Consider the following 13,262-nt stretch of genomic DNA (forward strand, 5'->3'; position numbering starts at 1 on the left):
TTATGAGTACCCGTCAACAGGTGGGTCACCGCCCGAGGCCCCGGGTCGGCGGCTGCCACCCGATTGCCCACGGTCGTATCCTTGATCCACGAACGAAGACCGTGTCAAGGACGATTCATGAGCACCGTCGACGATCCGGCGAGCACCCAGCGGCGCCCGGCACTCGGAATCGAAGCGGAACTGGACGCCGAAGGGTTCGAAGGCGCCGAGTTGATCGGTCGTGGCGGATTCGGCTCCGTGTATCGCTGTCTGGAGCGGGCACTGGACCGGCAGGTTGCCATCAAGGTGCTCCGAGTCGGCCCGCGCCCGGGCGATATCGACCGATTCCTGCGCGAACAGCGCACTCTCGGCAAGCTGTCCGGGCATCCCAATATCGTCACGGTCCTGCATGCCGACGTCACCGCGACCGGTCGGCCGTTTCTCGTGATGCCGTACCACTCACGCGGATCACTGGCCGAGATTCTCCGAACTCGCGGACCGCTCCCCCTCGCGGACGGACTCCGACTGGGCGTCAAGCTCTCGGGCGCACTGGAGACGGCACACCGCAACGGGATACTGCACCGCGACGTCAAGCCCGGAAACGTCCTCGTCACCGACTACGGGGAACCTCAGCTGTGCGACTTCGGCATCGCCCACGTCACCGGCGGATTCGAAACCGGCACCGGCGAAGTGACCGGCTCCCCGGCCTTCACCGCCCCGGAAGTGTTGTCGGGGCGAACATCGACCGTGCAATCCGACATCTACAGTCTGGGCGCCACCCTGTTCACCGCCCTCACCTGCCACGCGGCCTTCGAACGACTCGAGGGCGAAGACCTGGTGACGCAGTTCGTGCGGATCGGACGGGAAGGTCCACCGAAGGCACCCGAGATTCCGGACGAGGCGGCCGCGCTCATCTCCACGGCGATGGCCCCGCGTCCCGAGGACAGGCCGAGCTCGGCGCGTGAGTTCGGCGAGTCCCTGCGAGAGCTTCAGCGCCGCTACGGATTACCGGTCGACGACATGGGCCTGCCCGAGAGCGGCAATGGCTCGGCGCTGCCGTCGATCGCCACCGCCACCCTGGATTCGGTGTCGCGCCCGTATCACCGCAGCATCTCGTTCCCGACGCCCGCGACCCGGTTCCGCCCACCACACCCCCCTGACATCCTGGTGCGCCGGCCACGCCTGGTCGAACTCGCCGAGCTGCACGCCCGCAAGCGGCTGACCCTCATCCACGCTGCGGCCGGCTTCGGAAAGAGTAGTGTCGCAACACAATTGGCGGAACAACTGCATCATGACGGAGTTCGGGTCGCGTGGTTGGCGGCCGACGTGGACGACGACAATCCCGTCATCTTCTGCGCACATCTGCTCGAGGCGCTGGGCCGGGCCGACCCAGGACTGGGGGCCGAACTGCGGCTTGTCCTCGAAGAAGCCGGTACGGGCGCGGAGCGGTTCGTGCTCGGCGCCCTGATCAATGAGATCCACGAGCGGAAGCGGCAGCTGGCCATCGTCGTCGAGGACTGGCATCTGGTGACCAGCGACACGACCCGCTCGGCATTGCGGTTCCTGCTCGACAAGGGCTGCCACCACCTGCAATGGATCATGACGAGCCGCACCAGGTCCGGACTTCCGCTCGGCACCCTGCGCGTGCGTGGTGAGCTGGTCGAAATCGATTCCGCCGCACTGCGTTTCAGGGACGAGGAGGCACACGCGCTCCTGCTGCACTACGACGACGTGGAGATCGGTTCCGAGGACGCGGCGCGCATCTCGGCCGCCACCGAAGGCTGGGTCGCCGGCCTACAGCTCGCCGGGCTGTCCCTGCGTCACGGCACCACTCCCGACACGCTGCTCACCGAACTCTCCGGCCGCCATCACGCCATCGGCGAGTTCCTCACCGAGAACGTTCTCGACGCGCTCGATCCGCGACTCGTGGAGTTCATGACGGCCACCTCGATCACCCGGCGCATATGCGCCGGTCTCGCGAATGCGCTGACCGGCGGCGACCGGGGCCAGGCGCTGCTCGAAGACGTCGAGGAACGCGACCTGTTCCTGCGGCGGCTGGACGAGGACGGCCGGTGGTTCAAGTACTACCGCCTGTACGCCGACTTTCTGCAGCGACGGCTGGAACGTGATCAGCCCCAGCGTATTCCGGTCCTGCACCGAGCGGCCGCCGGCTGGTTCGCCGAACATGAGATGGTCAGCGACGCCGTGACCCACGCCCTCGGCGCCGGAGATGATCAGTGGGCCGCCGAACTGGTCGAGAACGCCGGAATCGCACTGCTCGAGCAGGGGCAGATGGCACGTTTGCTCGCACTCGCCGACGAGGTCCCCACCGAAGCTGCCGCCACGCGCCCGCGCCTACAGCTCGTGATCGCCCTCGCCAACCTCACCCTGCGCAAAGCGGCGGCCGCGCGCGCTGCCCTGGATCGCCTCTACGCCATCGTGGATGCCCCGGGGTACGACCCGGCCGTGGCCACGAACCTGCGGGCGCACGGCGGGTTGATCGAAGCGATCGCGTCGGTGCTCGCCGATCACACCGAGGGGGTCGCCGAACTGATCGCTCCCGTCCTGACACATCCAGAAGCCTTCGAGCCGTGGTATCCGGCCGGAGCCGCGGTCGCCGAGTCGTTCCTTGCGCTCACCCGCTCGGACTACGCGGCGGCCCGAGCCTGCCGAGAGCGCGCCTCCGGATACCTCGAGAACGCGAGCGGACCGTTCACCGAAACCTACGCATACTGTCTGAGCGGCATCGCGGCGCATGAACAGCTGGACCTCGACGCCGCCGACTACTACCTGCGCAAGGCATGCCAGGTCGCGATGCGCGGACGTTCGACCCCGGGCATGGCAGCACGGCTGGCCGGAGCGCTGCTCGGCAACCTGCTGTACGAGCGCGATGAACTCGACGAGGCCGAAAGGCTCCTCGATGAGGCCTTCGAACCCGAGCCGACGGCAGGGGCGGTCGACTTCATGATCGCCATCCACGTCACCGGAGCGAAAGTCAAAGCGGCGCGGCACAACCGGGCCGCGGCCGAAGCGCGACTCGATACCGGGTCGCGGCTGGCCGACGAACAGTCGTTCCCGCGGCTGGCGGCCGCCATCGCGGGTGAGCGAATCCGCTCGGGGCTGCAGGACACCGCCGCTACGACCGTCTCCGCACCGGTGGACGGGGAACAGTCCGGAACAGCTGAGCTCACCCGTGACATCGTCCGCGCCAATACAATCCGGCGGGCCCTCATCGCGCCCGATACCGAAGCGCCGCCTGTCACCGAGGCCAGATCCCTGGTCGAATCGCTGGCCGAACGCGGCCGGCAGCGCGCGCTGATCACCGCGGAAGTCCTGCTCGCCAAATGCCTATGGGCGGCCGGGCAGCACGACTCGGCCCAACAATTGCTGTCCCGCACCGCAACTCGTTGCACCGAGCTCGGAATCACGCGGTTGATTCGAGACGAGGACGTGTCGCCGATACTCTCGGCAATCCAGTCCGCGCCGCATTGATCCCCTGACGAACTCGCACGATGGGCGGTGGTCAGCCCGTCAAGCCGATAGTGGCGACAAAGTCGGGCCCATGGGCACTTGACCAGGTCCGTACCTCGCGTTCGAGGCCCGCAGAGCATGAGCGGCCTGTCCTAGACTCTCCTGGTGACGAAGGTATCGAATCGAAATTCGAAAGATGCGTCTGCAGCCGCGGTAGCCAGCGGCAAGGGACGTCGGCGCCGCACCGACGTGCTGAACTCGTTGACCGAATTGCTGCAGTCACATCGCCTGGCCGATATCGAGGTGCAGGACATCGCGCGCCAGACGGGTATCAGCCGTTCCAACTTCTACTTCTATTTCCCGACGAAGGGCGCGGCGGTGGCCGCGCTCATCGCGGATATCCAGCACAACCTGCGAGCGGTCGCGGTGGACTGGTACAGCCGCGACGACCTGCCCGACGACGAGCGGATTCACCGTGGCATGCACGCCACGGTCGAGTACTGGCGCGCTCACGCGCGACTGATCGCGGCGATGTTCGAGGCGGTGCGGGAGGACCCCGAGGTTCGCCGGGTCTGGCAGGAGACGATCGACGAGCTCACCGCCGGTGCGAGCGAACGGATCGCCCGCGACGACAACATGTATCAGGGCTTCCAGCCCGCAGCTCTCGCCGCCGTGCTGGTCGACATGACAGCACGGGCGATGGAACGCGACGTCGCCTCCATCGTCGAGTCCGGCCGGCCCCTTCCCGAGATCGAAGCAGCCCTGGTTCACGTATGGCTGTCCAGCACCACGCATCCTCGAGAAAATTCGACGCGCGTCTAATTTTTTCTATACAAGAGTAAAAACTGACGCTACGCTTCGTGTGACCCCCAACACGAACGCGAGGTTTCCCGATGCGCGCCACACTCTCTGCGACCAAAGACATACTCCTCGGCCTCTCCCCATGGGTACCCAGCCAGTCCGGCTACGGACTCGATTCGCTGACGCCCCTGGAGCTGACAGCCGCGCTGGCAAACGGCACTCCCGGGGCGAAGATCGAATCCCTGCGGGTCGAGATCGACTCGCGCGGTACAACCGACCGGGCCCGATTGCACCTGACCTGGAACGAAGCCGGCCGCCACGCCGGGTTGCCTGCATCCGCATTCGCGAAGGGCACCTCGACCAAGCTGGTCTCGCGGATCATCGTCTCCGGATTCGGCTGCCACACTTACGAATCGCGCTTCTTCACCCAGATTCAGCCGAGCCTGTCGGACCTGACCATCGCGCCGTTCGTCAGCCGCGCCGGAGTCGGCGGGCGCTACGTGATCGCCTTCGAGGACCTCGCCCTGCGCGGCGATGTCACCTTCTACAACGCCGACGACGAGGCGACCAAGGAGCATGCCGAAGGCGTCATCGACCTGCTCGCCACCCTGCACGGCCGCTTCTGGCGATCCCCGCGGTTCCAGACCGACCTCGCCTGGCTCGAAACCTATTCCCGCAGGCCGGGTTACCCGTTCATGCAGCGTTTCTTCAGTTGGAGCGAGAACCGGTTCATGAAGCAGGACCGCGTTGTGCCCGATCCCGTCCGGCGCCTCACCAAGAACTACGTGCAGAACCAGCCGGCGCTCGTGAAGGTCTGGGAATCGATGCCGCAGACCCTCTGCCACGGCGATTGCCACCTCGGCAACACCTTCGCCAACCCCGATGGCACCGCCGGCATCTACGACTGGCAGGTCTTCCACAAGATGAACGGCCTGCGCGACTTCGCGTACTTCATGATGCACTCCATCCCGACCGAACTGCGCCGCGCGGAGGAGCACAACCTGCTCCGGCGCTATCTCCAGGGCCTGGCCGAGGCGGGCGCGGGCAGTGAGGCACCGAGTTTCGACGAGGCCTTCGACACCTACCGTCTCCTCACCGTCGACGGCTGGATCGCCATCGTCTTCACCCTGGCGGCCGGCGGCATGCAGCCTGACGACCGCATGGAGGTCACCGCGAAGCGCGCCATCAACACCCTCCTGGACCTCGATGTCGAGCGGGCCCTCGCGGCCGCCCTGTAACAGCTCACTTCACTGTCGGACGACCCGGGTTCAGGCGGGTAGACCACTCGCAGCCACCGTCCGGAGTACGGGTTGACGCCTTCCAATAACTTAATCTAACTTTGATTTAAGTCACATTGGTAGGGATGCAGACGAGAAGAATCCATCTGTGAGCTGCCCCAAGGCCAACCCCTCGCCTTCAGGAGGCCCCATGCTCACCGATACGAAGAAACGCATCCTCAACGCGTGTTCGATGACCGGACTGGTGACCCTGCTGGTCAGCCTGCTCGGTTGGCTGATCGCCGGCGTGCTCCCACTGCCACTCGGGCCGTCGCACAGCACCCAACGCGTAGTCGACTTCTACTCCGACGGTGGCACTGTGCGAATGACCGGTTTCGTGATCGCCCAGCTCGGAATCGCATTCACGATTCCGCTGGTCACCGTGATCACGATCCATCTGCTCCGGGTGGAGGGCCGAATTCCCATTCTGGCGTTTGTGCAGATGGTCGCGGGCACGGTGGCGGCGATGCTGCTCATTCTTCCGATGATGCTGTTCGCGATCATCGCGTTCCGCCCCGATGCCCTCGAACCGTCGACGATCCGCTTCCTGAACGATATGGCCTGGCTGCTGTTTCTCACACCGATCGTGCCGTTCATGATTCAGAACATCTCCATCGGTGTCTGCGTACTCACCAACCAGCAGACGGTCTTCCCCCGGTGGGTCGGCTACGCCAACTTCTGGATCGCGCTCTCGTTCGTCCCGGATGTTCTGGCCTACTTCTTCTTCTCGGGCCCACTCGCTTGGAACGGTGTCCTGATCTTCTGGCTGGCTCTGACGACATACGCCATCTTCCTGGTGATGATGTCGGTGATGACGATGCGCGCCAACCGCCAACTGGCTGCTCCTTCGGCGGCCCCCGTTCCCGATACCGCACAGGTATGACATTCCCCCAGACTCCCCGGACCGGCCATTGGTCCAGGCTTCCCGATCCCTGGCTGCGCGCGTTCGCAATCCGCTGCGCGCTACTGACGTCGTTGCTGTCGGTCGGCACCCGATCGGACCCGGTGCCGGAATTCGATCTGGCGCAATAGGAGTCCTTGGTCGTTCACAGTGCAACGTGTCGACTGGGACCGCGTCGGCTGATTCCGCGGCTGCCGCAACCGACACGAGGAGGACTTCCATGACGACACCTCACCCGACCGACACGGGATTCGCTGCAGCGCACTCACACGCATGGACCGCGGATCCCGAAAGCCTGCTGCAGTTCTTCGCTCTCGACGGGACTTGCACCGACGTCGCGATGGACGCGACGTATGAGGGGCGTGAGGCCATCGGCAAGTTCCACCGATACATGCTCGAGTTCGCACCCGACTCGGCAATAGTGTTCGGTGACACCTATGCTGCCGAGGGCCGCCTCTACTCCGAATGGGTTTGGAGCGGAACGTTTTCCGGTCCCCTTCGTCTCCGCTCTGGCAAGCTGATCGATGCCGCCGGAACCCGTTTCAGCGTCCCCGGCATCGCCGCATGCACCTATAACCCCGCTAGGTCACCGGGGGCGGCTGGATGAACACGACCGAGTCCGGAACCGCACCGACGCGCGGCGGTGTCCGCTGCTCGGGCTCCCGAGCATCGGTTTCGGAATCGGCGCCGGAGCCCGGCTCGTTCTCGTCGATGGCTGGATCGTCACCCATCAGAACCACCTTCGTTGATCAGGTCCCTTCCACCGCAACAAGTATCGCAATTCGGCTCAGACAGCGGAGGGTGCTTCGAACAACCTGTTATCGGCGATGACGTGTCGGGTGTGACTCAATGCAAGCGCGGTCGACGCCAGATCTCCAGGGGTAGGTCAAATTGTGTTGGTGCGATACTGGACCGGTGGGCAGCTTGGCGGCTCTACCGAGGTACGAGTGATCCAGGTCCCGTTCGCCGGAAAATAGGTATGCACCGGGGTCATTCGACCGTCGCTGAAACAACCCCAACTGACGATGCTGAAACGAAGTCCATCAGCACCGTTCGGCGGAGGATCCCATGTCAGCACCCGATCCGCAGCAGGCAGACAGCATCGGAAACGACCGCGCCCAGCATGTGGAAGACACCTTGATGATCCGGCGTTGTGCCGAGTGCGACAGAGTTTTTGCGCCGCTGGCTACGGGCTGCTCGTTGTGCGCGTCCGAGGACCTGGAGTGGGTGCCCTCGTCGGGTGCCGGTGCGATTCTGTCGTGGCGGGTGGTGGATCGTGCTGGTGCGCGAGGTGAGTTGACTTCGTTGACGATTGCCATTGTCGAACTCGACGAGGGTCCATGGGTCTACACCTCCATCGAGGGGAACGTTCCGCTGCTCCCGAGTGGGCCGGTACGCGTGCATTTTCAGCCGGGTCCCTGGCACGACAGCTTTCCGGTCTTCGCGGTGTGTGCCGATCCGCGACACTTGGGGTGCCGGCGTGTGCCCCCGATCCCTGCCCGGGGCTGATCGGAGCACCAGATCGCTGGTCGCATTACTCGATGCCCTGGTCGAGCGGACGAGCGATTGGACGCCCAGCGTCGGTGCGCAGTCGGAAGGACCACCTGATCCGCGACCGCTGTGAGAGGTCAGAAGACCGCGACTACACAGGCGCCGATGAATACGACCTGCACCAGGGTGCGTACCGGCAACGGCATGGTGTGGATGCCCTCGCCGGTACGTGCGGCACGGATATTGGCAGGGAACATCACGACCAGGAGCACCGCCAGGGAGATCGCGGCCGCCGGTGCGAAAAACGGAATCAAAAGACCGGTGGCGCCGGCGATTTCGAGTACGCCGCTCCCGCCCACCATTTCGGCAACCGCCAGGGCTTGTTCACCGAACTGGCCATCGAGGGCTACGGCTTGCTCGAGCAGGAACTGCACTCCGCCGCAGGCGATTTCGGGGAGATGGCCGTCGCCTACATCCGCTTCGCCCGCCGCTACCCCGGTCATTTCGATATCATGTTCCGCCGCGACCTTCTCGATACGGACGACGAGCGTCTGATCGCGGCCAATGAAGGGTCCGGTCGTGAATTGCGCACCGGCGTCGACGAATTGGATGGTCCGGTGGCCGACCAGAAGGCGGCGCAGCTGGCCGCGTGGTCCCTGGTTCACGGCTTCGCCGCTCTATGGCGCGCTGGCACGCTCATCGATTCGGAACTCGGCGGTGAGGATCCCGAGGAACTGGCCCGCCGCATGGTCGCCGCCGTGGAACTCAAGTAGAGCCAGGCACCTCTGAAACCTGTGGCGGCTTATATGAGCTGAGTCACAATTCGCTGCCTGGCTCGGTCCCGATGTCGAAACCTCCGCAGCCCGTTCGAGGAGTACTCGAGTGGCATCCCGGAACACATCGAGGAGATGACATGCCCAACGTTCGTACCGATATGACGGTCTCACTGGATCGCTACATCTGTGGGCTCGCCGCGCAGCAACCGCCTTACTTGGACAACCGATTCCACGTCCTCGATTCACCCGCCGTCACCCGCCTCGGCTTCCGGTTCCCTACCGCCGCCTGACCGCGACCAACTATCGAAGGGCACGAGTTCCATGACCAGTCCCGTCCTGACCGCTGTCGATTCCCCCGACGGCAGCACGATCGCCGTCGAAACCATCGGCTCCGGCGCCCCGGTGATCCTCATCGGCGGCGCATTCAACGACCGCTCGACCGTTGCCGCGCTCGCCTCGACCCTGTCCCCGCACGTCACCGCGGTCAGCTACGACCGCCGCGGCCGTGGCGGCAGCACCGATGTCCGTGGCGACTTTGCCGTCCAATCCGAAATCGACGATCTGGCCGCCGTGATCGAGCATGCGGGCGGCGCTGCGCACGTGTTCGGTCATTCGTCCGGTGCCGCCCTTGCTTTGGAGGGCGTGCTACGCGGGCTGCCGATCGACAAGGTCGCCGTGTACGAGATGCCCGCGGTGGTCGACGGCAACCGCGCGGAACCGCCGGCCGACGTCTTCGATCGGCTCGTCGCCCGCCTTGCTTCCGGCGACTACGACGGCGCCGCCGAACTGTTCCTCACCGAGCAGGTCGAGGTGCCGGCGCCGGTAGTTGCCGATATGCGTAACGCACCGGTGTGGGAATTCCTGCGCGCCCAGGCCAACAGCCTGCCCTACGACGTCGCCGTATCCGGTCCCCAACTGCGTCTGCAAGCCGACCGCTACGCCACGATTACCATCCCGGCGCTGGTCGTCAACGGCGATCAGACCTGGCCCTGGATCCAGACCGCGAACCAGGCCTTGGCCGCCGCCATTCCGGGCGCACGCCGGGTAGTCCTGCCTGGTGCCGATCACGAAATCCTCGCCCAGCCCGAACTGCTCGAGCCGTTGCTGCTCGACTTCTTCGGCTGAGCAGGCGCGGTGCTCATGTACCTGCGTGACGATTCAGGTCGAGGCGAGGAAGTTCCAGAGCTGTTGTGCCACAACGGCGTCGCCACGCCGAACGCCTCGAGAGCGGCTCGGGACAGTTGCCGATCGTTTGTCGAACGCGCCCGCCATGTTCGATCGTTGGGTGCAGACCCCGGGAATTGGCTCGGGCGTAGCCTGCCGTTGACCTTGAATGCCTACTATGGCGCAGGTCGGCCCCCTTTGCGGTGGCGTAGACCCCTCGGCATTGCCCCTGGGCCTACAAGCATTCCTCGCGCGCGGTCGACCTCGGCGTACACCGCCGTCGCGAGTTGCGAATCCAGCCCGCCCGGTGAGACCGGGCGTCGGGCAGAGATTCGGAGGTGCGCCATGACAGCAACCCCGCGCGAACCACGCGGTGACGGGCCCGCTCGCCGGCCGGGAAAGTGGTACACAACGGCACCCAGCATCACCACCGGTTCCGATGAAGATGTGCCGGTGGTGCGCTGGCCGGAGCCGAGTCGGCTCGAATCCTGGTGGCACGCCGTCATGCACCCCGCCGCCGAGCCACCCACACCCACATGACCACCACCGGCTCGATCGGCACACACTGGTAGTTCCCAGCACGGACAGTGAAGTTCTAGCCGCCCCAACGCTCCCTCCTGAGTACGCCTGCCGTGGCCGCTCCCTACTTGTGCCGGTCATACGTTCGTTTCGGAGCGATACCCTTGAACAGGGGGTCTGGTGGAAAGGAGATGATGTGGGGCAACCCCGGTACGAGGTCGCATTGCGCGTAGCCGCCGTGTGATCGCCAGGGGCTGATCTCGAGCTACCGATGCGCGAGCCGATCGATCCAGTCGATTCAGCTGAACGAACCCGCACCGCGCTTGCCACTGTCGTGGCACTGTTTTCAGAGGCTTGGGCGTCCGGGTTCCCACCCGACCTGTCGGCATACCTACCCCGTGAACCGGTTGATCGGCGGACGATATTGATCGAACTGATCAAGATCGACCTCGAATACCGCTGGCTTCGTCATCACTTTCCCAAAACACTGACCGAATATCGTGCGGAATTCGCGGAGCTGCAGAATGGTCCGCTGCCAGCCGAACTGGTCTACGAGGAATTCCACGCCATGCGCCGTGGTTCGCCCGCTGCCTGTGCGGCTGACATTCTTGCTGAGGCCACTTCCATGGCCGGCCCCGGACCGGCACCGCTCACGAGTGACTACCGCAGCACGATGATTGCTCGTCCCCGTGCCCAAGCAGCTCTCGACGCCATCGATGTCGGCGACCATGTCGACGATTTCGACCTCCTGATGAGGATCGGATCCGGTGCCTTCGCCCAGGTGTATCTCGCTCGGCAGCAATCGATGCAGCGACTGGTCGCGGTCAAGATTTCCCACAATCACGGCATCGAGCCGCAGACCCTCGCCCAACTGGACCACGACTACATCGTGCGCATCTACGACCAGCGACTCATCGCCGATGGCGAGCTGAAGTTGCTCTACATGCAGTACCTACCCGGAGGAACACTGTTCGATGTGCTGCGCTTCCAGCGCGCGAGGCCCGCGGAACACCGTAGTGGGCAACTGCTGCTCGATGCCATCGACGAGGTACTCGCGGAAAAGGGCGAGGTTCGGCCCACCGAATCTGCAGTTCGGACCCGGACCGCCGCACTGACGTGGCCGGAGACCGTCGCCTGGCTGGGCCGCCGACTTGCGGACGCGCTTCAGCATGCGGCCGAACGGGGGGTGTTGCATCGAGACATCAAACCCGCGAACGTGCTGCTGAGCGCCGAGGGAATCCCCAAGTTGGCCGACTTCAACGTCAGCTCCAGCAACCGCATCAAGGGCACGAGCCCGCTGGCGTATTTCGGCGGTTCACTGGCATACATGTCGCCCGAACAGCTCGAGGCCTGCCATCCGGACTTGCCGACGACCGCCGCCGACCTCGACACCCGAAGCGACATCTTCGCGCTGGGTGTCATGCTGTGGGAGCTGCTCACGGGCCGCCGCCCATTCGCGGACGAACCGTCCGCCGGCGAGTCGGAGACGTCGCTGGCCCGCATGCTCGAGCTGCGGCGCAGGCCCGTCGATCCGAAGTTCCTGTCGGAGCTTCCGCCGGATTGCCCGATGGCGCTGCGCCGAGTGCTGTTGAAGTGTCTGTCGCCCAACCGCGAAGGCCGCTACTCGTGCGGCACAGAATTGGCTCAGCAGCTCGACTTGTGCCTCGAGGACAGGGCCCGTGACCTGGTCTACCCGCCGCCGAGCAGTTGGCGGGCACGACTTTCACGACGGCCCACCCTCATCCTGTGGTCATCTTCGCTGGTCGGCGTCGACCTGGCTCATATCTACGGGGGCGTGCACATGCATGACCTGCTCGCCGACTGCCTGACCTATGCCACCATCTTGCAGCTCGTCAGGGGCGTCATCATTTTCTATCTCTGTGCGTTTCCCTTGTCCGTCCTCGTCTACGTATACATGTCGCGTGATTTGCTCGCGGTTCCGCGCGGCTTGCGCCATGGCAGACGCTACGACGAGGTAATGCTCGCGCGGGTGCGGTCGCGAACCCTATTTTGGGGCGACTTGTGTGCGATGAACACTCTTCTGTTCGCGATTCTCGGGACCGCGACGGGGATGATCCTGCTCGTCTGGCTTACCGACCTCCCGGCGCGGATGCTGGTCCATGCGGTGACGACCGTTCTGGTGATGGGTACCGTCTCGGTTGCCTACACGTTCTTCCTTTCGACGTTCTACGTCGTCCGGTGTGTCTATCCCATCTATTTGCGCCACGGCCGCACCACGGCGGATGACTCCGCCGATCTTCGCGCGCTGCGTCGCAGAACCACGGCCTATCTCGCGGTAACGGCCTCGGTGCCGCTGGTCGGGGTGCTGGCCGGATTCACCACCCTCGAACCCGAAGAGCTTCCGCTCGTGCGCGATTCGGTTCTGGGGTTGTGCGCGGCCTCCGGGCTCGCCTTCGTCGCCGTCTACTGGTTGTTCCGCAAGCTGCACGCAGACCTGCGCGCGCTCGAGCGGGTGGTCTAGCAAATCAGCCGCGGCCTGCCCGCTGCTACCTGCGCCGCCTCACAAGCACTCCCTCAACAGAAACGTCGCGCTATCCGGGACTCACCCCACAGGTCAAGTCGGTGACTGCGGCGCGGGCTCGTGCCCATCCGGTGACGCCGATGCCGATGCCGATCAGCACTGCGGACCACCGCAAGCTGCCCAGGAGTAGGTAGGGCCAGCCCAGGTGCCGGTAGCTGTGGCGGCAGCGAAAGCCGCATTCGCGGTGGCGATTTCGGCGCGGGTGGTGTCCGGGAGCACCAGCCAGAGGCGGGACCAGGCGAACGTGGTGGACAGCCCAGTAGGTCGGTGATCACCGCGAAGACGAGTGGCGAAGCGTAGTCGGCGACCAGATCCGCGGTCCCCGTGGTGCAGAAAGCGTT

General features: G+C 65.0%; 11 protein-coding genes. 10 read left to right on the top strand and 1 reads right to left on the bottom strand.

All coding sequences use genetic code 11. The features are described from left to right. Window positions 1–117 precede the first annotated feature (117 nt). The 5 genes from ACWEKS_RS41160 to ACWEKS_RS41180 all read left to right on the top strand — a co-directional run bounded on the left by ACWEKS_RS41160 (window position 118) and on the right by ACWEKS_RS41180 (window position 7,036). On the top strand, window positions 118–3,471 hold the full coding sequence (locus ACWEKS_RS41160) for a protein kinase domain-containing protein (RefSeq protein ID WP_452345137.1): 3,354 nt from the start codon (window positions 118–120) through the stop codon (window positions 3,469–3,471). A 144-nt stretch (window positions 3,472–3,615) separates the two neighbouring features. After that, window positions 3,616–4,272 carry a TetR/AcrR family transcriptional regulator gene (locus ACWEKS_RS41165; RefSeq protein WP_452345138.1) on the top strand — a complete coding sequence of 219 codons (657 nt, stop codon included), beginning with the start codon at window positions 3,616–3,618 and terminating at the stop codon, window positions 4,270–4,272. Window positions 4,273–4,343: 71 nt separating this feature from the next. After that, a complete protein-coding gene (locus ACWEKS_RS41170; RefSeq protein ID WP_452345139.1) occupies window positions 4,344–5,489 on the top strand; it encodes a phosphotransferase in 1,146 nt (381 codons plus the stop codon). A gap of 190 nt (window positions 5,490–5,679) precedes the next feature. After that, a complete protein-coding gene (locus tag ACWEKS_RS41175; protein ID WP_452345140.1) occupies window positions 5,680–6,411 on the top strand; it encodes a hypothetical protein in 732 nt (243 codons plus the stop codon). A gap of 238 nt (window positions 6,412–6,649) precedes the next feature. Continuing rightward, complete coding sequence (locus ACWEKS_RS41180) at window positions 6,650–7,036, top strand: nuclear transport factor 2 family protein (protein ID WP_452345141.1); 387 nt, start codon at window positions 6,650–6,652, stop codon at window positions 7,034–7,036. Here the strand turns inward: ACWEKS_RS41180 and ACWEKS_RS41185 are convergent. After that, the gene (locus tag ACWEKS_RS41185; RefSeq protein ID WP_452345142.1) at window positions 7,011–7,160 is read right to left on the bottom strand and encodes a hypothetical protein; all 150 of its coding nucleotides are present in this window, start codon (window positions 7,158–7,160) and stop codon (window positions 7,011–7,013) included. The genes ACWEKS_RS41180 and ACWEKS_RS41185 overlap by 26 nt on opposite strands. 337 nt (window positions 7,161–7,497) lie before the next feature. Here ACWEKS_RS41185 and ACWEKS_RS41190 point away from each other — a divergent pair, with 337 nt between their 5' ends. The 5 genes from ACWEKS_RS41190 to ACWEKS_RS41210 all read left to right on the top strand — a co-directional run bounded on the left by ACWEKS_RS41190 (window position 7,498) and on the right by ACWEKS_RS41210 (window position 12,861). Continuing rightward, window positions 7,498–7,938, top strand: coding sequence for a Zn-ribbon domain-containing OB-fold protein (locus ACWEKS_RS41190; RefSeq protein ID WP_452345143.1), 441 nt, complete (start codon window positions 7,498–7,500; stop codon window positions 7,936–7,938). A gap of 74 nt (window positions 7,939–8,012) precedes the next feature. Further along, entirely contained in the window at window positions 8,013–8,693 is a 681-nt protein-coding gene (locus tag ACWEKS_RS41195; RefSeq protein WP_452345144.1) for a TetR-like C-terminal domain-containing protein, read from the top strand. Window positions 8,694–8,833: 140 nt separating this feature from the next. Continuing rightward, window positions 8,834–8,986: a hypothetical protein gene (locus ACWEKS_RS41200; protein ID WP_452345145.1), complete on the top strand. Its 153-nt coding sequence runs from the start codon at window positions 8,834–8,836 to the stop codon at window positions 8,984–8,986. 31 nt (window positions 8,987–9,017) lie between these two features. After that, window positions 9,018–9,821, top strand: a complete 804-nt coding sequence (locus tag ACWEKS_RS41205) for an alpha/beta fold hydrolase (protein ID WP_452345146.1) — start codon at window positions 9,018–9,020, stop codon at window positions 9,819–9,821. An 829-nt stretch (window positions 9,822–10,650) separates the two neighbouring features. Beyond that, window positions 10,651–12,861, top strand: coding sequence for a serine/threonine-protein kinase (locus ACWEKS_RS41210; RefSeq protein ID WP_452345147.1), 2,211 nt, complete (start codon window positions 10,651–10,653; stop codon window positions 12,859–12,861). The last annotated feature ends 401 nt before the right edge of the window (window positions 12,862–13,262 follow it).

It is taken from the genome of Nocardia sp. NPDC004711, assembly GCF_053601595.1.